Here is a 21,430-nt window from a genome sequence, read left to right as displayed (position 1 = left end):
GACATGATAGTTAATACAAAGAGATTCGGTCCAATAAAAGCGGAAAATGATCAGGTAATTACTTTTGTAAGTCCATTGTTCGGTTTCGAAGGGCTGGCTAGATATATTTTTGTTCAGTCAGAAGAGGACAGTCATCCTTTTGAATTTTTACAATCCGTTGAAGATGAAAATCTCACCTTTATTTTGACCGATCCGTTTGTCTTTTTTAAAGATTATGAATTCCAATTAGAACCTCATTGGATAGAAGCTTTAGGGGTAGAGAGTGAGATGGATTTACAAGTGATGGTAGTCGTTACTGTTCGTTCTACTGAAGATATCACTTGCAATTTAAAGGCCCCTGTTGTACTTAACAGAGTTAGAAATGTTGCTGCTCAAATTATCTTGGACAATGGTGGTTATTCGACTAAGAAGTCGTTGTTAGAAAGGACGAAAGGAGAGGATTCTGATGTTGATCCTATCCAGGAATAAAGGACAGAAGATTATGATTAATGATAATATTGTTCTCTCTGTTATAGAAATTAACGGGGATCAAGTCAGGATCGGTATTGAAGCACCCTCGAACATAACGATTTACCGTGAAGAACTCTATGAGGCGATTAAGCAGCAGAATCAGCAAGCTATAAATTTTAATGAGGATATCCAAAACATTCTGCACCAGGTGGTTACACAGAAAAAAAAATAAGATAATTCAAAAAATATATTATTCAGCTATAAACAATATTGCAGCGCTACCGATAAATATAATAGGGTCGAAAGTCATGGCAGTGACGGCCGAATGTCATAGTTTCGATCACAAAAATGGGTGAAGCAAGGATGCTAATCACCAACACATTCCAAGGAGGAATTTAATCATGCGTATCAACCATAATATCGCTTCTTACAACACACAACGTCAACTTACTGCAAACAACAGTGCGCAAAGCAAATCTCTTGAAAAATTGTCTTCCGGTTATAGAATTAACCGTGCAGCCGATGATGCAGCTGGATTGGCAATCTCCGAGAAGATGCGTAATCAGATTCGCGGTTTGGAACAGGCTAACAAAAACGCACTTGACGGTATTTCTCTGATTCAAACAGCTGAAGGTGCTTTGAATGAAACTCACTCCATGTTGCAACGTATGGCTGAGTTGTATACGCAAGGTGCGAATGAAGTCTTGACTACTTCTGATACTGCTAAAATTGATGCTGAAATCGCTCAATTGACTGCCCAAATTGACGATATTGCAAACCAAACTAGTTTCAACACTAAGAACTTGTTAGGGAACGCAGCACCAGCAGCCCTTACCTTCCAAGTCGGAGCTAATGAGGATCAAATTATCACATTAAATCTTCAAAAAGCAACTGCTGCTACATTGGGTATTACTGGTCTTGGTTCAACCGCCAAGTTGGATGGTACTAACGCTACTGCAAAAGCTAACTTGACTAAAGTTCAAGATGCAATCGATAAAGTCTCTGAAAACCGCGCTAACCTTGGTGCTGTTCAAAATCGTTTGGAGCATACTATCAACAACTTGGGAACAACTTCTGAAAATCTGCAAGCTGCAGAATCCCGTATCCGTGATGTAGATATGGCGAAAGAAATGAGCGAATCCACCAAGATTAACATTCTTCAACAAGCTGCAACTGCTATGTTGGCTCAAGCTAACCAGCAACCACAAGGTGTACTGCAATTGCTTCGTTAATATGCTATTTGTTTTATTGGGCCGGCCGGGTTATCCGGCTGGCTTTTTTCTATAAAATATAAATTGGGGAGCTGAATTGAGTGCGTATCGATTCGTTCACTGATAAAACTCTTCCACGACAGGGGCTAATTTCGTCGAATCAGAATACAGGGGGAATAAGCAGCCAGACACAGTCGCTTCTAGATAATGTGCCCAGTGTGAGCGAAAAGCGACTTAATGATTTGATAGAGCACGGTAATAAGGTGCTGCGGCGATTGGATACCCGTTTGAAATGGTCGGTTCATGAGGAGAGTCGGCAATTAGTCGTGAAGGTTTTGAATACCGAAACCAATGAAGTATTACGTGAGATTCCTCCAGAGAAATATCTTGATCTGGTTCAGAATTTGATTGATCAGGTTGGCTTATTTCTTGATGAAAGGAAATAAAAGAGGAGGGGAAACATGCCAATTCGATTTAGTGGAATGGCCTCTGGTTTGGACACAGATACACTTATCAGAGATCTAATGAAAGTCGAGAGAATACCCCTAGAGAAGTTGACCAAACAGAAACAGACAATATCCTGGAAACGAGACTCTTACCGGGAAATAAATACTCAGTTGACAGCTATGCGAACATCGATTGATAAGATGAGATTTTCTAATGCATACAACAAACAAAGCGCAACTAGCAGTGATACAAGTATAATAATAGCTACTGCCTCGTCATCTGCAGTAAGTGGAGGGTTTTCTGTACGAGTGGATAACTTGGCTTCCAGTGCTCTGGTGGCTGGGGAGCAAGTGGTTGTTGATCTTAAATCAAAAGTTCCTGCAACAGGATCATTCGAGATTGTAGGACCAAAAGGCCCACCAAAATCTATTCAAGTGACCCCGGATTCTACCTATGAATCTGTGATGAAAGAGGTTAATGCTGCTAATATTGGAGTGACTATGAGTTACGATAGTATTAATGGAAGATTTATGCTAAGCTCTAGCACATCAGGGAGTTCATCCTCTATTTTAATCAATGATGATGGTAACGGTACAGCATCTCAAGTTTTTGGGCTAACAACAATTGTTGATAAGGTGAATCCAGATGGCTCTGTCGTTCAAGAAAATAAAGCGGTCACCGGTACAAATGCAAAAGTGGTTGTTAACGGCCAATCTTTAGAATTCGCTAACAATGCATTTGAGTTCAATGGCGTTCGGTTTGATTTAAAAGGGGTGTCTACATCTACGGTTTCAGTAACTGTTACCAGGGATACTTCTAATATTGTGGATCAGATCAAAGGATTTGTTGAGAAATACAATGCTTTGGTGGACTCTGTAAATGAGAAGATTAAAACGACGCCTAACCGCGGTTACACACCTTTAACGGATGAAGAAAAGGAAGCAATGTCCGAAAAGCAGATCGAACTTTGGGAAACAAAAGCTAAATCGGGTTTGCTTTATCGGGACGATATTCTACAGGGAACGTTATCTAGTTTGCGAAGCTCACTTGTAAATCAAGTGAGTGGCTTAAAAGATGAGATGAATACTCTATCGGATATAGGAGTGACCTTTAAATCTTACACCAAAGGAATGACAAGTGAATTAGGTAAGCTAGAGCTGGATGAAGCTAAACTTAATGAAGCAGTGGCGAAAGATCCAGATGGTGTGATGCAGTTGTTTACAAAATCAAGCCAACTGGATCCTAAGGATAAGAATTACCAAAGTGAGATTGGATATGCTGAAAGGCTTTATTCTACTCTAACTTCAAGCATTAACAAAATGATTAACAGAATAGGAACGGTCACTGTATCAGATCAAGTTGATGGAAGTCAGTTGGGTAAACAAATTGATACAATTAATGACAAGATGTCAACTTGGGAAAGTCGATTGAAGTTAATTGAAGATCGATACTACAAGCAGTTCACTGCTATGGAACTAGCGTTACAAAAGTTAAATAATCAAGGTTCCTGGCTTACGTCTCAGTTAGGTGGTTAATTAAGCAGAGCCATATTCAGAATCATATTTAACTAAGAGTAAAAAGGGAGAGGTAATAAATGTACGCATTAAATCATCAACAACAATATATTAAAACAAAAGTAGAAACGGCTGGTCCGGGTGAATTGACCCTCCTTTTATATGAAGAGTTGTATCGTAAACTGAATATGGCAAAAATGCTATTTAGTAAGAATCAACAAACTGAGATGTTAGAGAAAATTCATGGGGCCCAAGCGATTTTATATGAATTAATTGGGACGTTGAATTTTGATTATGAATTAGCGGGTCAACTTCGAGAGCTATATCAATTTTATTTATCTCAACTTAATTCATTTGTGATTAAAAGAGAACTGGAATTGTTGGAGTCAGTGATCGAGTTTGCAAAAGAGTTTGCCATGACTTGGAAGGAAGCAGTACATCTTGTGAAGAATGGCAAGGGGAATTAATATGGATCGATACCAAACTATGTTAGCTTTAAGATGCGTGCTTGAAGAGGTTTTGCAACAAGGGGATGTGAAAGGTCTATTGGCTAGAGAAAATGAAATTGACCATCTCTATCATCTATTGCAAACAAGAGAAGAAGAGGAATATAACCAGGTAGAAATTGATATGCTTAATGAATTGGTAGAATTAAATGATTCAGTAAAGATGCTTGTTACTGAATCAATGAACCAAATGCAACAAACTCACGCACTTTCTTCCAGGGTGTCAAGAAGCTATGATTCAGCAGGTGTAAATGAATCATACTTTTATGACGGGAAATTTTAGATAGGAGGGTAAATATGAAACTTAGGTTTCAAAAGATCTTTATGGTACTGCTTACACTTATAGTAGGTTTAAGCATAGCTCCCATGCACTTTGCGGAAGCTTCAAGCGATTATGTGACTGCTACTAAATCTGTAAATCCCTCCGAAATTTTAGTCGGTGGTGAAACTGAGGTTACACTAAATATTAAAGGAACGCCACCGGTTAATGTTGTAAAACCGAATGATGTTATTCTCATAATCGATAGGTCCGGAAGTATGGGAACCGAGAAAATGGATAGCGCTAAAAGTGCAGCAAAAGGATTTATAGATTTAATGGATCTTTCGAAGCACCGTGTCGGAATCGTTGATTATAGTGATACCGCCGCCTCGTTTGATTTAACTTCCGATGCTCAAAGTGCCAAGGCATATATTGATACTCTGAGAGCTGGTGGCGGTACATCAACAGGTGCTGCTATTGAAAAGTCAAAAGAACTGCTGTCAAATCACCGTGAAGAAGCACAACCAGTTATTGTTTTGATGACTGACGGTCAAGCAACTGGTACAGGAGATGGATTAAACGCCTTTGACTATACATTAAAAAAAGCATCAGAAGCAAAAGATGCAGGTATTGTATTTTACACAATTGCTTTATTGAATACCAATGAGGATCCAATTACAAGTGCTCCGAACGTTTTGCTGAAGAATATGGCTACAACTTCACACCATCATCATTTTGTATTAGGATCAGTTGGATTGTCGGAAATCTATGCTGCAATCGTTCAAGAAATTGGATTGGCGAGTGCATATGACGTTGTTGTAACTGAGAATGTTAATGATAATTTTGAAATCGTGGCAGGTTCATATGAACATAATATTCCTAAGCCAACGGTAAATGGAAACACGCTTACTTGGAACTTTTTAGAGTTGAAAAATGATACCTTGTCCTTTAGTTATAAAGTTCGTCATAAACTAGCTTCAAAAGCGGGTACCTTCCCGGCTACTAAATCAACATCAGTTATTACTTATAAGGACTATTCAGGAGCTAACAGAACATACTTTATTCCGTCACAATATATCAAAGTAAAATACCCGGCTCCCATTATTACATCAGTGACACCTGATAAGGGGAAAGTTTCTGGAGGAGAAGAGATTACAATTATAGGTGAGAATTTTCTTCCTAATCCTCAAGTATCCTTCGGGGGTTATACCTCAAGTTCAGTCACTTTTGTAAGCGATAAGGAGTTAAAGGTAATAACTCCTCAAGGTGCACAGGGGCAAGTTAAACTATCGGTGATAAATACGGATGGTCAAGCTGCGGCTGCAAACTTTAATTACTATGTTGATCCGGAAGTGAGTCAAATATCTCCAAATACAGGATCGGTAGCAGGTGGTACACTTGTTATGATCAATGGAAAGTACTTTTTACCGGGAGTTAAAGTGAAGTTTGGTGAAAATTACTCCCCAACAGTCACACGTTACTCATCAATATACTTGAACGCCGTCACGCCGGCAGGAACAGATCCAGTATCTGTTGATGTAACAATAGAAAATCCGGACGGGACCCTTGTCACAGTACCTAATGCTTTTACATACACCCCTCTCCCGACAGTAAAATTAACATCTATATCTCCTTCAACGGGATATACAACAGGGGGTGAAACGGTAACGTTAAACGGTGAGATGTTCAAGAAAGACAGTAAGGTCTTCTTTGGTGATGTTGAAGCCACGGGGCTTGTATACTACAGTCCTACTAAATTGACAGTGATGTCACCTGCTTGGTTGCAGGAAGAGGCCGTTGATGTAAAAGTAGTAAATACGGATGGAACATCGTCAGAATTACTTCAGGTATATCAATACGTATCGCCTCCGCCTCCACCTGCACCGTCGATTACTTCCGTTAGTCCGAATCACGGTCCGCTAGCGGGTGGTACTCCAGTTTACATTGACGGAAAGAATTTTGTTGCTGGTGCTAAAGTTATCTGGGGAACAGATAGAGAACCGCAAGTAACCTTTGTAAATAACACGAGACTTCTTATTACAAGTCCGGGATGGTCTACGTCCGAAACTGTTGATATCACGGTCATTAACCCGGACCAGCAAAGCACGCTATATGAAGATGCGTTTACGTACGATGAGCCGCCAAAGCTGCCGGCTCCAAAGATTAAGGCTATTACACCGGCAAATGGCCCTTTAAAAGGAAATACCACAATTTATGTGGATGGTTCAGGATATAACTCGAGTACAAAAATGTACTTTGTAACTAGTGGAGGAGAAGTTGATCTTGGTGCTACATATGTTAACTCCACAAGAATAATGGCAGTAACGCCTGCTTCAAGTTTACCCGGGCCTGTCGATGTAAAGGTAGTAAATGCTGATTTACAATCAAGTACACTCCCGAGTGGTTTCTCATACGACCCGCCTCCTGTTTACCCAGATCCCGTAATTACGGGCATCAACCCTAGTGTTGGTAGTACAAGAGGAGGATATCTGATTGATATTAATGGAACTGGTTTCCAAAAGAATGCAATTGTAATTTTTGGCGATAAGCAGTTAACTTTAACGGCTTACCTAAATTCTACAAATGTTAGAGTAACAGTACCAGCATCAAACACAACTGGAAGTATTGATGTTACTATTATTAATCCTGACGGTAAATCCCATACAATGGTAGGTGCATTTACTTATCAGGAAGATATTCCAACGATTAAACTACTGTCTCCAAACTCCGGGCCGATGGCTGGAGGTACAGTTGTTTATGTGGATGGTTCTTATTTTGTTAAAGACGTAACTGCATCACTGAATAACGTAAGTGTACCAGTAACCTATGTCAATGCATCAAGAATTATGTTCACTACTCCAGCTTCATCAGTTTCTGGTACTGTAGAGTTTAAAATTACTAACCCTAGCGGGTTATCAGCAGTTTCATCATTTACCTATAATGCACCTCCTCCAGCATTGCCTCCGGTAGTTACAACTGTCTCACCTGCATATGGTCCACTCAGCGGAGGGACATTCATTTATATTGATGGAAGTAATTTGAAATCGGGTGCTAAGATTAACTTTAATGGTGTACTATATGATACAACGTATGTTAACTCCCGCCGTGTTATGTTCCAAACACCAGCAGGAACATCGAAAGGGATTGTAACCTTTACGATTATTAATCCTGACGGGCAAGAGAGTGGAACGTTGAATTTCGAGTATAAATAATATATCCAACAATGGTACAAAGGGGCCAATTGGCCCCTTTGTTCAAATTGAAAAAGTGCAGGAGTGATTTTATGCAACGAGAAGTTCTCATACCCACATATATGAAATCATTTGCATGTATTGGTTCAGCATGTGAAGATAGTTGTTGTATTGGTTGGCGTGTGAACCTTGATAAAAAGACATATAAGAACTATAAAAATTTGAAACACCCGGAATTAGGGATGAAATTAAGAAAATCTATAAAGCGTATTAAAAATGAAGAATCAAGTGAATCAAAATATGCTTATATTGTAATGGATCAAAAAGCACGTTGCCCTATGTTAGAAGAAAGTGGATTGTGCGGAATTCAAGCAAAACTTGGTGAACATATGCTTTCCTCTACTTGCACAAGTTATCCTAGAATTGTAAATAAAGTAAATAGAATGGTTGAAGTCTCATCGAAATTGTCTTGCCCGGAAGCAGCTAGACTAGCACTCATGAATCCAGATGGAATTGAATTTGACCACATGGAATATGAAGTAAATCCGATATGGGGAATGAAAGAATCCTTAGACACAACCAAAACCAGCAATGGAGAGCATTTATTTGAACCTTTACGGATTTTCACCATTGAAGTAATCCAAAATCGAAATCTACAGTTAAGCGATCGAATGGTTTTTCTTGGTTTATTTATAGATAAACTTAAAATTCTCTTGAAAGAAAAGTCTTTTAATCAGGTAGAATTATTAATCAATGAATATAGAAGTAAGATAAATTCTCCACAATTTATCAATAGTTTATCGGCTGTTCATATTAGCCTCGATTTACAGCTAAGACTTGTAATAGAGTTTATTCAAGCAAGAAACCTTTATGGTGGAGGAGTTCCAAGGTATAAGGAATGCTATTCTGATATGATAACAGGGCTGGGTATTACAGATGAAGACTCTTTTAATCTTAATGATTTAATAAAGAAATATAAGGAAAGTTACTCATTGTACTATGCTGAATTCATTGAAGAGTATGGCTATATATTGGAAAATTACTTAGTTAATTATATTTTTGAAAACTTGTTTCCGAATTTGGAACAGGGAAATGTATTTGATCAGTATATTAGAATGTCTGTTTTATATGCAATGCTAAGGATTCATCTCGTTGGAGTTTCTGGTGCTTATAAAGGATTAGTTCCTGAAATGGCACTAAAAGTGATTCAATCTTTTACACGTGTTGTAGAGCACAACACTTCCTATATAAATTCAATTACGGAACTGCTTGAAACAAATGGATTAAATAAGCTTGCTCATATAGCTGCGATGCTAAAGGAATGATATTCGTGAATAGTAATTTACCTGTTTCAGCCTGTGTACTTGTTAAAAATGAGGAACAGCACATTTTAAATTGTATTCGGTCCCTTATACCAGTTGTAAACGAGATCCTTATAATTGATACTGGTTCTACAGATAAAACGATTAGCATTGCATCCCATGAAGATGTAATTATTCTTAATTACACTTGGAATGATGACTTTTCCGAAGTTAGAAATTATGCGATTGGCGTAGCCAGCCAGCCATTTATTTTAATGATTGATGCTGATGAAACATTGAACATAAATTCTTATACATATCTCGAACAATATACTCGGAGTTGTGTTAAGGTTCCGGCAACTGTGAATATAAGGAATGTTATTGATGAGAACACAATAGTTAATTCTGTTGTTACCCGCTTGTTTCCTAATTTATCAGGTTATTGTTATAAAGGAATGATTCATGAACAACTATTCTATGATGATAAACCGCTAGAGCAAGTTCTGCCTACTGAAATTGTTATAGACCATTATGGATACCGAAAATCCGAAATTCAAACAAAACATAAAATAGAGCGAAATCTTACGTTGTTGAATAAACAATTAGCAATAGATTCGAATTCCATTTATTTGAAATATCAAATTGGGCAGACATATTATGTGAATGGTGATTATCAAAAAGCAATTCCGTATTTTGATGATTCAATCAGAATGATATCAGTTTCAAAATTCGATGCGTTACCTAGATTTATGTCAACGGTATTCCTTTCCTACGGCTATTGCTTGTTGTATACTTTGCAATTTGATATATTGGACAATCTAATAAATGACGCAACAGAATTATATCCCGACTTTACGGATCTGTACTACTTGTATGGTGTTTCGCTAATAGAAAGAAAAGATATTCATAACTTTTCTTCAATTCAGGATGTTTTTGAATTCTGCATTCGTTTGGGAGATGTGAAGAATCCTCTTTATGAATCGGTGGAGGGAGTAGGTTCGTATAGAGCCTTATTTAATCTGGGCGTCTATTTTGAAGTGACAAATAATGTTGAACAAGCATTTAAATACTATCTTCAAAGCTCAGAATATAATTTCAAACCTGCTATAGAAAAAATAAAACGTTTGTCCATGTGATGGATGATGACCTGAAAACTTTGTGTATCGGGTCATTTTATTTTTTATAAGGGAGTAAGGTCCTATCCGAAACCGGGGTTCAAGCCCCATGTATCTTTTGATTATAATATAGAAGGAATAAACTTAAGCATTACTTAATTACAATTAAAAGTCGATAAATATATTAGAGTTATTCAATTGTAAATATAGATGGAGGCTCACTATGAGAAAGAAAGTACAGAATCAGATTATAGAGATTCTCCCAACAATTTTGGAAGGGGTTAGCTACGCAGTAACGTCACGTTCCCAACAGGTAGGTGTGGTTCTAAACGATTGTTATACAACATTTAATTTTATATCTGACATACTCTATGAAGGACTGACTGTAGAACGATTCAATTTTTATCACAATTTTATTGTTGAATTGCAAGTTTTACTCAAGACAATTCACGAAGAGATATCAGTTGGGCATCATGTTCAAGATTTAGCAAATGAATTCAAAAAATTACTCCAAAATTTGGAGGATGAACTTATCCATGAAACCGAGGTTAAGATTGAGGTCGTATTCATGCCATATAAATCAAGTATGTGGGATAGCCTTGAAAGTATATGGATGGCAGCCAAGGAAGACAAGAGATGCAATGCGACCGTTGTACCGATCCCTTATTATGATAAGAACCCAGACAGAACGGTAGCAGCAATACATTATGAGGGTGGACAGTTTCCGGATTACGTCCCCATTGTACACTATGACAATTATGATTTAAGTTCCGCTTTACCTGACATCATATATATTCATAACCCTTATGATGACAGCAACAAGGTTACTTCAGTTGATCCGAGATATTATTCACATCATTTAAAACAGTACACGAATATGCTTGTCTATGTTCCATATTTTATTTCCGGAGCGTATGCGAATGTTGAAGCTTTTGCGCAGAAACACCTCACATCATGTCTTAAGTCTGTAGATCAAATCGTTGTGCAGTCGGATATGCACAAAAAATTGTATTCAGACTGTGGAGTGAGTGAAAATAAATTACTTGTACTTGGTTCTCCTAAATTGGACTCTGTGAAAAATATGTTCAAGGAGCAAATTCTAGTTCCTACAGATTGGATTAAGAAGATTGAAGGAAAGAAAGCAGTTGTATTAAATAGCAGCATTGGTTCGCTTTTGGTGGCTCCAAATTATCTTACTGAATTAAAGCATAGAATATCAATCATATTGTCTTTTAGTGAATTAGTTTTGATATGGAGACCGCATCCTTTACTAAGAACCACTATTTACTCTATGAAGCCAGCTTTGTTAGGTGAGTATAATGAGATCATTCAAATGGTTCAGAAACATGAGAATGCTATTCTTGATCAATCAGGAAGTACATTACCTGCAACCGTTGCGTCATTCGGGATGATAAGCGACACCAGTTCTTGGGCACGTCAGTATATCGCAACTGGAAAGCCGGTGTTAATGCTTCGAGGAACCAGTGGAGCCAAAAAGGATAGATTATGTGTCTTTGATCATTTTTCAAGCTACTTTTTAAATGATGGCTACAGCATAGAAGATTTTTGTCGTATGCTTATTTCCGGTAAGGACGAAAAGAAAGCAGAGCGATTGAAGGATGTAAGAAATTCAATAGTAAATACGGATGGCTCTTGTGGCAAAAAAGTAAACCATCAAATAATTAGTCTTCTGGGGTGATTGGATGAGGTACGGAATTATCTCCTATAAAAAAGCAGTTAGACCCAATGGGACAAAATGGACAAACTTGGGGGATCCCATTCAATCTTATGCAATGGTTAAAATTTATGAAGAGATGGGTATACCGGAGTTTGAGCTTGTTAAAATCAATAGAAATTCATCAAAGACATATGACGGAGACTATGTCATTTTACCGTTTAATTGCTTTAACATGATCTTTGATAGAGAAAAGCATAATGCTCTTCCTGTTTCAGAAAAAATCATCCCTGTTTTTGTAAGTTTTCATTTGCACTCCCGCAACTTAGATTCAGAGCTTGTGCAGCATTTGAAAACATATGAACCTATAGGTTGTAGAGATGAAGAGACGATGATTGTTTTAAGAGGTCATGGCATTCGTTCTTATTTGTCAGGATGTGTTACCGCAACGTTACCGAAACGACAAAAAACGCCGACAAATGGTAAAAATTACTTTGTTGATTGTCCCCCAAGTCTGAAGAATTTTATTCCTCAAAGTATTTTAGATAATTCGGAGTTTCTTACGCATATGCCCTATATTCCAAGGATTTCCGATGATATCTTTCTAACAGACGAGGAAGAACAAAATTATTATCAACAAGGTGTTAATCAACTTAAGATTTATGAAAATAATGCTAGTCTCGTTGTTACTTCGAGATTACATGTAGCTGCACCCTGCATGGCGATGGGGATTCCCGTCATACTTGTCAGTGAAAATTTTGATGGTAGATTCGCATGGATTGATAAATACTTGCCTCTCTATACTCATGGCGAGTTTAGTAAAATCAACTGGAATCCGAGTCCTGTCGACTACGAAGAGGATAAAGAGATAATCAAGAAACAATTCATTTATAGAGTAAAAAAAGCGTATGAGGAAAACCACCTATTATACAATTGTAGCAGTTTATACGAGAATAGACGAAGATCGCTGTATAATAAAGGAATCATTGATTCATTGAAACAAATATCAGAATTGCCGGAGCAAGTAAATTATGCATTATGGGGTGTAAAGGGAGAGACCATGAACCTGCATCATATAATCGCCGATCATTTCCCAAAGTGGAATTTATGTACAGTTATAGACGAGTACTACACCGGTGAATATGAAGGTTATAAAATCAAGAAATCCAAAGATATCCCTGGATTGAATAAGGATTTAATTTATTTTGTTGTTCCCGAAGCCGCTCATGAGTTTGCATCTAAGTTTCTGAAAGAACAGAAATTAAGATGTTTTCTGATCAAAAACAAAACGGATATCATTGAAATTTAATTTAAAGGTATTGATAACGATGAGATATGCAATGAGAAAAGAGGTTCAAAACGTTGAACTTTCTAAAAGCGAATTACGCAAAATGCAAATGAATATGCTTGAAATACTAATTGAAATTGATCGTATCTGCCGAAAGCATAATATAAAGTACTCTTTAGATGGAGGGACATTTCTCGGTGCGGTTCGCCATAAAGGATTCATCCCATGGGATCCTGACGCAGATATTGTGATCTTGAGGAAAGATTACGATAGATTTAAACATGCCTGCGAAAAAGAATTGAACGACTCTTGTTTCTTCCTGCAGGATTATAAAACAGACAAATTTTACAGGTGGGGTTATGCTCGCTTGCTTCGGAAGGGTACTTCGTACGTCAGGGCAGGACATGAGCATCTGAAATCACAAAATGGTGTGTTTGTAGATATCTTCACTTTAGATAGCGTGCCGGATTCTTATTTAGGAAGGATCGCCCATAAATTTATTTGCTATTGTATCCGGAAATCTTTATGGTCTGAGGTAGGTAAGGTCGTACATCCGAATTTTTTTTTACGAACTTACTACAAACTCATATCGAAAATCAGTAAAGAGTCACTATTTTATTTAAGAGATACAATTGCTGAGTTATGTAACAAGAATGAGCAATCAATATTAGTTCGACATATGTGTTCGCCCCATCCGCCAAAACACTCTTATGGTTTTCCAAGGAGTCTATTTAGCTCTTTAAGCGAGTATGAATTTGAGGGTCATAAGTTTTTGGGGTTCACCGAATATGACTGGTATTTAAAATCGATTTATAACGACTACATGACACCTCCGGCAGAAAAGGATAGAGCAAGCCATATTCCCTGCTCAAGTTACTCATTCATAGAACCGACAGAGTTAAAATAACAAGGATTTTTAATTGTATGAGGGGAAGCGCATTATAGATGATGACAACTGCACTAATATTCGCAGGTGGCACAGGGTCCAGAATGAACAGCAGATCAAAACCAAAACAGTTCCTAGAGTTACACGGTAAACCGATCCTTATTCATACGTTGGAACATTTCGAGTACAGTCAAGAGATTAACAGTATAGCCGTTGTTTGCCGCGAAAATTGGATTGACTATCTTAAAGAACAACTAAGACATCATTTCTTCGAAAAAGTACGCTGGGTAGTTCCCGGAGGTGAGACAGGACAACAATCGATATTTAATGGACTAAAAGCGATCTACGAATCCTGCGATAACCCGAAAGAAACAATCGTTCTAATCCACGACGGTGTCAGACCATTAATAAATGAAAAAGTTATTTCCGATAATATAGCTACGGTAAAACAATTTGGATCGGCGATCACTGTGACTAAAGCTGTAGAGACCGTAATTAGAACGAATGATCTAAATGAAATTGTTGATATTCAGGATCGAAATCTTGCGAAAATAGCCAAAGCTCCTCAAAGTTTTTATCTTAATGATATTATGGCGGTGCACCTTAAAGCATTAGAAGATAATAATGTGACGATGGTTGATTCGGCATCATTAATGCTGCATTATGGTTATAAGCTTCATACGGTTGAAGGTCCTGTCGAAAATATCAAGATTACGACTCCTTTTGATTATTATATTTTCAGAGCTATTTATGAAGCTCGGGAGAACTCTCAGATTTTTGGATTGTGAGATGAATAAAAAGATGAATATAGAAGCGCCAAACGACAGCATATTGCAAAAAGATATCGATAGAATTGCTCAAGAATTGGTGAAATTCCCCGAAATTAATCACAAGACGATTTTTGTAACAGGCGCAAGCGGTTTATTAGGTTCACTTACTGTTAAGTCACTCTTATGTCTGAATCGCTGCTATCGTTTTAAAGTGTCTGTAGTAGCATTAGTAAGGAGCTTGGAGAAAGCTCAAGCAGCTTTCGGTGACCTGATGCATGATGACAAATTACGAATTATTGTCGGGGACATTGGTGAAATTCCCGATATTGTTGAACCTATAGATTATATCATTCATGGGGCTAGCGTTACTTCATCGAGAGATTTTGTGGAGCATCCCGTGGAAACCATTTTTACAGCCATTAATGGAACGAATCAAGTGCTGGAACTTGCTAGGTCCAAAAATATATCAGGTATGGTGTATATATCTTCACTTGAGATGTACGGTACCATAAACTCCGACATTCCTGTGTCAGAGGATGCAGGGGGTTATATTGATCCGCTATCGATTAGAAGTAGTTATTCAGAGAGCAAACGTATGGCAGAAAATCTGTGCTGTGCCTTCTCGTCGGAATACGGACTTCCCGTAAAAATTGCAAGACTTACACAGACCTTCGGTCCAGGAGTTTCATATAACGATAACCGAGTTTTCGCTCAATTCGCGAGAAGCGTTATCAAGAAAAAAAACATCGTGCTGCACACCAAAGGAAGCACAGTTAGAAACTATTGTTACACCAGTGACGCAATTCGAGCGTTATTTTATATTTTATTAAAAGGTACCACGGGATCTGCATACAATGTAGCAAATATGGGTACCGGCATATCGATCCGTGATATGGCCGAATTGGCAGCTAAATTCGGTTCCCATACGAACATAGTGTTTGAACGGGGGGATAACGAAAAACGCGGATATAATCCACCGGTAACCATTTGCCTCGACACTTCCCGTCTGCAGGCATTAGGTTGGTCAGCCGAGGTGGGATTGGAAGAGATGTTCCAAAACCTAATTAAAAGTATGGAATCTAGTTTGATATGAGTTGTCTTAGTGAAAATAATGATAAGCAGGTATGGTAATGAAAAAGAAGATTGCTCTAGTGGGTTTGAATAATTTCAATAATATGGGGGATCAGATTATATCGGAAACTATGCAGTATCTGGTTCAAAAAAATTGGGATGATAAAGTTGAAACTTACTTTGTGGACATCAACCCATATGACTCCTACTGCAAAGCAAACATACCATTTCGATTCAAATGCTTTAATATGATCAGAAAGCTAGAGTCTATTTCCCGATATTTTAAGCGTCCGGACGATGTTACATATTACATTCAATACTTCTCTTGGAAGATCAAACTGTATAAATATTATGAACAACAGCTCAGAAAAGCAGATGCTGTGATTTTTTCTGGCGGCGCTTTTATTAAATATCATACACAAGAGCTGAACTATTTAGTGGACATGATTATTAGGATAGCAACGAAACAAGGCATCCCGGTGATGATGAGTGGAATGGGCATAGAAGGTTACAGTCCAACGGATCGGAGATGTCAAAAACTAAAAGAAGCTATTAATAGATCATGCGTTAAGATGATAACGACAAGAGATAATTTACCGTTGCTCAATGAAAAGTACATTGTTAACAAATCTATTATTACAGCATTGGTTGGGGATCCTGCATTTTATATTCCTGAACGTTATCAGATAGAGAGACAAAGAACCAATCGAATAGGTATTGGAATAATTCGAAGCGATAATTTTATAAAATACGGAATTAATTTTTCAGAAGAGCAAGTTTTGAATTTATATCAAGAGATCATCAAGGAACTTGAGAAAAGAAAGCTTCCTTGGACATTATTCTCAAATGGCTTTACTTCTGACTACAAGTTTGGATTGCAGTTGCTAGATAGTTTGGAAATGGATCATAGTAATTTTCTACCGCGTCCCAGGAATACGGCGGAATTCGTTAGTATGGTATCACAATTTGATTTTATCGTTGGAGCACGGTTGCATGCTATTATTACAGCCTACTCGTTAGATATCCCGGCGATCGGATTGATCTGGAATGAAAAGTTAGCGTTGTTCGGAACATTGATTGGTAAGGAACAGAATTTTTTAAGTGTTACTGAGACTAACGCACAGCATATAGTTGATATAATAGAAGAAAAACGTAATGATTATTATGATGAAAAACAAAGAGAAAAGCTAAAAGAACTAACAAACAAATATATTGACATATTCATTGATATGTTTTTAAAACCTGTTTCACCCCCTCCCTCCCCGGGTAAATAACCCTAAACCTATTTTGTCCGCAGACTATTTTTGCCCGCCAACTCAGGCCTGAAGCCAAGTCGACATTTTTCCGGTTTTTTTGCAAAAGAAAACCTTTTCCTTGGTAATTGACACTGGATAAGTCGGGTGCTATAGTCGGAAATGTGGACAATTAGTGTCACACTTTATTTGACAATGAAGGGAATGTTAGTGCATGCAAGGTAAAGTGAAATGGTTCAACGCAGAGAAAGGTTATGGCTTCATCGAGACTGAGGACGGCGGCGACGTATTCGTACATTTCTCCGCGATCCAATCCGAGGGCTTCAAGACTCTGGAAGAAGGACAATCCGTAGAATTCGAGATCGTTGAAGGCGCTCGTGGCCCGCAAGCAGCTAACGTAATCAAATTATAATCATCCCGGCTTAGCCGACCTACATAAACGGTAATCGATGGTTAACAATTGGAGATTCGCTAGCCCAAGACTCCGGAACTTCCGGAGTCTTTTTTTGTATCCGACCTCCGATAAATATTGTGCAAAAATTCACAATTCTATCTTTTTACATAGCCTTAACAAAATGCTATAATGAAGGTGCAAAGGAGGAGTGCCCAATGCAATTCACTATCCGAGGTCAACAAATTGAAGTGACCGATGCTTTGAAGGACTATGTTGACAAGAAACTCAGCAGGCTAGATAAGTATTTTGATGCACCCCCCACCTCCGAAGGATATGTCACACTGAATGTCATTCGAGGATTGCACACAGTGGAAGTGACCATTCCGCTCACAGGCGTGGTACTGCGTGCGGAAGACCGAAGCGACGATATGTACGCTTCCATTGACGCTGTTGTGGACAAGTTGGAACGTCAGATTCGCAAGCACAAAACCAAGCTGAACCGTAAGATCAAGCAAGAGGGCGGACTGAAGACGCTTATTGCGGCGAACGGAGCAGCGGCAACCAGTCAGATGGATGCAGAGCAAGTCGAGTATGACGAGGACAATTACGAAGTTGTCCGTACGAAACGTTTTACCATGAAGCCGATGGACGTGGAAGAAGCGATCCTGCAGATGAACATGGTAGGCCATAATTTCTTCGTATTTTCCAACATTGACACACAAGAAGTAAATGTCGTTTACAAGCGTGATGACGGCAAGTACGGATTGATCGAGCGGGACTAATTTTAAACGTTGAAATGAAATTGAAATGTAAGATGAGCCTTCATCCGTGTAAGCGGGTGGGGCTCTTTATTTGGATATATACGTTTTCGATGCGATAGGCATCGTAAAGGCGCTGGCATTTGATGGTAAGCCCATCGAAGTGTGCTGAATAGTGCAACCAATTATTTTAATGAGATTGGCTCACAGGGGACTTCGGGAACGTTTCTTAAACAGCTTCGGGTACAACGTCTTAAAGACTTCCTATATAAGAGGATTAACGTTCGGTTAGCCACGATTCAGCAATAGTTCCGGGGCGGAGTCTTTATTATTTTCGGACAATGAGAGATGAATATCTGGCACCCATTTAGATGTAGAGTTTCATTTATGAAATGAATATACTTCCATTGGTTATGACTGGGTAAATGCTCCACGCAACTTTTTTGAGCCTTCCCGCGTCTCATAGAGTGAGGGCTTCACGTAACAGACATCTCTTGTGATAGCACATATTGTTGCGGCATCCCTTACAAACTGTTACAATTTATGCAAACCCTCATTTTATGGGACGGGCTTTTTAGCCTGCATGAAATGGGACCATCATAAGGAATCAATGAATCGATTTCATCATTTAACCCTTTGGCATTTAATGAAGTTGATTCTATCACTTGTTTTGCACGAAAGGGGTTAACCATGCTAGGACTTGTCAAAAAGATATTCGGCGACACCAACGAGCGTGATGTCAAACGTCTCATGAAGACGGTCGATGTAATCAACAAACTGGAACCGGATTTTGAGAAGCTCTCCGATGAGCAGCTGCAATCCAAAACCGAAGAGTTCCGCGCGCGGATCGAGAAAGGTGAGACGCTGGAGGAATTGCTTCCTGAAGCGTTTGCGACAGTTCGTGAAGCTTCCAGACGGACACTCGGCAAGCGTCACTATGACGTGCAGCTGATCGGAGGAATGGCCCTCCACGAAGGCAGAATTGCAGAGATGAAGACCGGTGAAGGTAAGACCCTTGTAGGTACGCTGCCGGTTTACTTAAATGCCCTGCTTGGCAAAGGTGTTCACGTTGTAACGGTCAATGATTATTTGGCGCAGCGTGACAGCCAAGAGATGGCGCAGATATATAATTTCCTGGGAATGACGGTCGGGGTTAACCTGAGCGGTATGGAACACCCGGATAAACAGCAGGCATATGCTTGCGATATTACGTACGGAACGAACAATGAGTTCGGCTTTGACTATCTGCGGGACAACATGGTCCTCTACAAAGAGCAGATGGTTCAGCGCCCACTCTATTTCTGTATCATTGATGAAGTGGACTCCATCCTGGTTGACGAAGCGCGTACGCCGCTCATCATCTCGGGTCAAGCTCAGAAATCGACCGAGCTGTATTTTGCCGCTGACCGTTTCGTGAAGCGTCTGACTGCGGAAGAGGATTATACGGTAGACATTAAGGTCAAATCCGTGGCCTTAACCGAAAAAGGCGTTGCGCTGGCGGAGCGTTCCTTCGGTATCGACAACCTGTATGACCATAACCACGTAACCTTGAACCACCACATTGTACAAGCGCTGAAAGCGAACGTGATCATGCGCCGCGATGTGGATTACGTTGTTACCGACGATGAAGTGGTCATCGTTGATGAATTCACGGGACGTCTGATGGCTGGACGCCGCTACAGCGACGGTCTCCACCAGGCGATTGAAGCGAAGGAAGGCATCGAAGTTCAGAACGAGAGCATGACTCTTGCAACGATCACCTTCCAGAACTACTTCCGGATGTATCGCAAGCTGGCAGGTATGACCGGTACGGCGAAAACCGAGGAAGAAGAATTCAAGAAGATTTATGGTCTTGAAGTGCTGCAAATTCCTACGAACAAACCGAATCAGCGTATCGACATGCCGGATGTGGTTTACAAGAGCGAAGAGGGCAAGTTTAAGGCGGTTGTAGCTGAGATCGTAGAGCGTCACAAAAAGAACCAGCCTATTCTGGTGGGTACGGTCTCCATCGAGAACTCCGAGCGTTTATCGGACATGCTGAAGCGCAAAGGCGTCCAGCATAAAGTTCTGAATGCGAAGTACCATGCGGAGGAAGCGGAAATCATCTCCCGCGCCGGCCAGCCGGGATCGGTAACGATCGCGACGAATATGGCGGGACGCGGTACGGATATTTTGCTTGGTGAAGGCGTACAGGATATTGGCGGGCTTCACATTATCGGTACGGAACGTCACGAATCGCGCCGGATCGATAACCAGCTGCGTGGTCGTGCCGGTCGTCAGGGTGACCCGGGGTCCACACAGTTCTATCTGTCCCTCGGCGATGAGCTGATGAAACGTTTTGGTACGGACAACGTGCTGAACATGATGGAGCGTCTTGGTTTTGAAGAAGACCAGCCGATCGAGAGCAAGATGATTACCCGTGCGGTTGAATCCGCGCAGAAGCGGGTAGAAGGCAACAACTTCGACATGCGTAAAGTCGTTCTTCAATATGATGACGTCATGAACCAACAGCGTGAGATCATCTACAAACAGCGCCGCGAGATCTTGGAGTCCCAAGACATTAAGCAAATCGTTGTAGAGATGATTAAGCCGGTGATTGATCGTGTCGTTCAGGCTCACTGCAGCGATGACATTCCGGAGAACTGGGAACTGCAAGAAGTGGCAGACTACGTCAACAGCAAGCTGCTGGATGAGGGTGCCGTTACCCGCGAAGACCTGTGGGGTAAAGAAGCAGAAGAGCTTACCGAGTACATCTTCGATCGCGTGATGAAGAAGTACGAAGAGCGTGAGCAAGCCATCGGCGAAGAAATGGTTCGCGAGTTCGAGAAGGTTATCGTGCTGCGTGCGGTAGACAGTAAGTGGATGGATCATATCGATGCAATGGACCAATTGCGTCAAGGTATTCACCTTCGTGCTTACGGCGGTACCGATCCGCTTCGCGAATACCAATTCGAAGGCTTCGAAATGTTTAATGCCATGATCGCGACGATCCAGGAAGAAGTGGCGACGTACATCATGAAGGCCCAAATCGCGACGAACCAGGAGCGTCAAGCCGTTGTGGACGAGAACAAAGTCTCCACGAACAGCAGCAGCGAACCTGCCGAGAAGCGTCCGGTCCAAGTGGCTGAACAGATCGGCCGGAATGATGCATGCCCTTGCGGCAGCGGCAAGAAATATAAGCACTGCCATGGACAGAATGCATAAGCGATTCGGCCCATTGGCGATGAATATAATATAAGAAAAGCATCCAGCGACGTGCGTTACAGTAGTCGGACCGCGTGTAGAGGATCATTTTCTTACGATGATCGAATTTGTTCAGTTTCGTAAAACCGACAATTTTG

At 39.9% G+C, this 21,430-nt stretch carries 19 protein-coding genes; all 19 read left to right on the top strand.

Going from position 1 to position 21,430, the window contains the following annotated elements; translation table 11 throughout:
- The first annotated feature begins 3 nt into the window (after window positions 1-3).
- The 19 genes from fliW (at window position 4) to secA (ending at window position 21,293) form a co-directional block, all read left to right on the top strand.
- Complete coding sequence (gene fliW / locus DP091_RS18800) at window positions 4-468, top strand: flagellar assembly protein FliW (protein ID WP_113059730.1); 465 nt, start codon at window positions 4-6, stop codon at window positions 466-468.
- A complete protein-coding gene (gene csrA / locus DP091_RS18795) occupies window positions 446-682 on the top strand; it encodes a carbon storage regulator CsrA (RefSeq protein WP_113059729.1) in 237 nt (78 codons plus the stop codon). The genes fliW and csrA overlap by 23 nt, the downstream gene beginning before the upstream one ends.
- 169 nt (window positions 683-851) lie before the next feature.
- Entirely contained in the window at window positions 852-1,682 is an 831-nt protein-coding gene (locus tag DP091_RS18790) for a flagellin N-terminal helical domain-containing protein (protein WP_113059728.1), read from the top strand.
- Between the two features lie 80 nt (window positions 1,683-1,762).
- A complete protein-coding gene (locus DP091_RS18785; RefSeq protein WP_113059727.1) occupies window positions 1,763-2,107 on the top strand; it encodes a flagellar protein FlaG in 345 nt (114 codons plus the stop codon).
- 15 nt (window positions 2,108-2,122) lie between these two features.
- A complete protein-coding gene (fliD, locus tag DP091_RS18780; protein WP_113059726.1) occupies window positions 2,123-3,643 on the top strand; it encodes a flagellar filament capping protein FliD in 1,521 nt (506 codons plus the stop codon).
- 59 nt (window positions 3,644-3,702) lie between these two features.
- Window positions 3,703-4,089, top strand: coding sequence for a flagellar export chaperone FliS (gene fliS, locus DP091_RS18775; RefSeq protein WP_113059725.1), 387 nt, complete (start codon window positions 3,703-3,705; stop codon window positions 4,087-4,089).
- 1 nt (window position 4,090) lies between these two features.
- On the top strand, window positions 4,091-4,411 hold the full coding sequence (locus DP091_RS18770; RefSeq protein ID WP_113059724.1) for a hypothetical protein: 321 nt from the start codon (window positions 4,091-4,093) through the stop codon (window positions 4,409-4,411).
- Window positions 4,412-4,425: 14 nt separating this feature from the next.
- Window positions 4,426-7,599, top strand: a complete 3,174-nt coding sequence (locus DP091_RS18765; protein WP_113059723.1) for an IPT/TIG domain-containing protein — start codon at window positions 4,426-4,428, stop codon at window positions 7,597-7,599.
- A 71-nt stretch (window positions 7,600-7,670) separates the two neighbouring features.
- A complete protein-coding gene (gene fliB / locus DP091_RS18760) occupies window positions 7,671-8,903 on the top strand; it encodes a flagellin lysine-N-methylase (protein ID WP_113059722.1) in 1,233 nt (410 codons plus the stop codon).
- A gap of 5 nt (window positions 8,904-8,908) precedes the next feature.
- On the top strand, window positions 8,909-10,015 hold the full coding sequence (locus DP091_RS18755) for a glycosyltransferase family 2 protein (protein ID WP_181469854.1): 1,107 nt from the start codon (window positions 8,909-8,911) through the stop codon (window positions 10,013-10,015).
- Between the two features lie 202 nt (window positions 10,016-10,217).
- The gene (locus DP091_RS18750) at window positions 10,218-11,693 is read left to right on the top strand and encodes a hypothetical protein (protein ID WP_113059720.1); all 1,476 of its coding nucleotides are present in this window, start codon (window positions 10,218-10,220) and stop codon (window positions 11,691-11,693) included.
- Window positions 11,694-11,697: 4 nt separating this feature from the next.
- A complete protein-coding gene (locus DP091_RS18745; protein WP_113059719.1) occupies window positions 11,698-12,978 on the top strand; it encodes a polysaccharide pyruvyl transferase family protein in 1,281 nt (426 codons plus the stop codon).
- A 31-nt stretch (window positions 12,979-13,009) separates the two neighbouring features.
- Window positions 13,010-13,864 (top strand): LicD family protein, encoded by an 855-nt coding sequence (locus tag DP091_RS18740; RefSeq protein WP_181469853.1) that lies wholly within the window; start codon window positions 13,010-13,012, stop codon window positions 13,862-13,864.
- Window positions 13,865-13,902: 38 nt separating this feature from the next.
- A complete protein-coding gene (locus tag DP091_RS18735; RefSeq protein ID WP_113059717.1) occupies window positions 13,903-14,631 on the top strand; it encodes an IspD/TarI family cytidylyltransferase in 729 nt (242 codons plus the stop codon).
- Window position 14,632: 1 nt separating this feature from the next.
- On the top strand, window positions 14,633-15,706 hold the full coding sequence (locus DP091_RS18730) for an NAD-dependent epimerase/dehydratase family protein (RefSeq protein WP_220091175.1): 1,074 nt from the start codon (window positions 14,633-14,635) through the stop codon (window positions 15,704-15,706).
- A 37-nt stretch (window positions 15,707-15,743) separates the two neighbouring features.
- Window positions 15,744-16,958: a polysaccharide pyruvyl transferase family protein gene (locus DP091_RS18725; RefSeq protein WP_181469852.1), complete on the top strand. Its 1,215-nt coding sequence runs from the start codon at window positions 15,744-15,746 to the stop codon at window positions 16,956-16,958.
- Window positions 16,959-17,151: 193 nt separating this feature from the next.
- Window positions 17,152-17,349: a cold shock domain-containing protein gene (locus tag DP091_RS18720; protein ID WP_009594275.1), complete on the top strand. Its 198-nt coding sequence runs from the start codon at window positions 17,152-17,154 to the stop codon at window positions 17,347-17,349.
- 197 nt (window positions 17,350-17,546) lie between these two features.
- Window positions 17,547-18,113, top strand: coding sequence for a ribosome hibernation-promoting factor, HPF/YfiA family (gene hpf, locus DP091_RS18715; RefSeq protein WP_113059715.1), 567 nt, complete (start codon window positions 17,547-17,549; stop codon window positions 18,111-18,113).
- A 666-nt stretch (window positions 18,114-18,779) separates the two neighbouring features.
- Complete coding sequence (secA, locus tag DP091_RS18710) at window positions 18,780-21,293, top strand: preprotein translocase subunit SecA (protein ID WP_113059714.1); 2,514 nt, start codon at window positions 18,780-18,782, stop codon at window positions 21,291-21,293.
- Window positions 21,294-21,430: the final 137 nt, after the last annotated feature.

It is taken from the genome of Paenibacillus sp. MDMC362 (genome assembly GCF_003269305.1).
Lineage (GTDB): Bacteria > Bacillota > Bacilli > Paenibacillales > Paenibacillaceae > Paenibacillus_AQ.
This window is presented reverse-complemented; position numbering and strand designations above follow the sequence as displayed.

What these genes read in the sequence shown, in the direction of transcription:
- fliW (WP_113059730.1), top strand. Translation starts at nt 4, where the DNA reads ATGATAGTTAATACAAAGAGATTCGGTCCAATAAAAGCGGAAAATGAT.
- csrA (WP_113059729.1), top strand. Translation starts at nt 446, where the DNA reads ATGTTGATCCTATCCAGGAATAAAGGACAGAAGATTATGATTAATGAT.
- DP091_RS18790 (WP_113059728.1), top strand. Translation starts at nt 852, where the DNA reads ATGCGTATCAACCATAATATCGCTTCTTACAACACACAACGTCAACTT.
- fliD (WP_113059726.1), top strand. Translation starts at nt 2,123, where the DNA reads ATGCCAATTCGATTTAGTGGAATGGCCTCTGGTTTGGACACAGATACA.
- fliS (WP_113059725.1), top strand. Translation starts at nt 3,703, where the DNA reads ATGTACGCATTAAATCATCAACAACAATATATTAAAACAAAAGTAGAA.
- DP091_RS18770 (WP_113059724.1), top strand. Translation starts at nt 4,091, where the DNA reads ATGGATCGATACCAAACTATGTTAGCTTTAAGATGCGTGCTTGAAGAG.
- DP091_RS18765 (WP_113059723.1), top strand. Translation starts at nt 4,426, where the DNA reads ATGAAACTTAGGTTTCAAAAGATCTTTATGGTACTGCTTACACTTATA.
- fliB (WP_113059722.1), top strand. Translation starts at nt 7,671, where the DNA reads ATGCAACGAGAAGTTCTCATACCCACATATATGAAATCATTTGCATGT.
- DP091_RS18750 (WP_113059720.1), top strand. Translation starts at nt 10,218, where the DNA reads ATGAGAAAGAAAGTACAGAATCAGATTATAGAGATTCTCCCAACAATT.
- DP091_RS18745 (WP_113059719.1), top strand. Translation starts at nt 11,698, where the DNA reads ATGAGGTACGGAATTATCTCCTATAAAAAAGCAGTTAGACCCAATGGG.
- DP091_RS18740 (WP_181469853.1), top strand. Translation starts at nt 13,010, where the DNA reads ATGAGAAAAGAGGTTCAAAACGTTGAACTTTCTAAAAGCGAATTACGC.
- DP091_RS18735 (WP_113059717.1), top strand. Translation starts at nt 13,903, where the DNA reads ATGATGACAACTGCACTAATATTCGCAGGTGGCACAGGGTCCAGAATG.
- DP091_RS18730 (WP_220091175.1), top strand. Translation starts at nt 14,633, where the DNA reads ATGAATAAAAAGATGAATATAGAAGCGCCAAACGACAGCATATTGCAA.
- DP091_RS18725 (WP_181469852.1), top strand. Translation starts at nt 15,744, where the DNA reads ATGAAAAAGAAGATTGCTCTAGTGGGTTTGAATAATTTCAATAATATG.
- DP091_RS18720 (WP_009594275.1), top strand. Translation starts at nt 17,152, where the DNA reads ATGCAAGGTAAAGTGAAATGGTTCAACGCAGAGAAAGGTTATGGCTTC.
- hpf (WP_113059715.1), top strand. Translation starts at nt 17,547, where the DNA reads ATGCAATTCACTATCCGAGGTCAACAAATTGAAGTGACCGATGCTTTG.
- secA (WP_113059714.1), top strand. Translation starts at nt 18,780, where the DNA reads ATGCTAGGACTTGTCAAAAAGATATTCGGCGACACCAACGAGCGTGAT.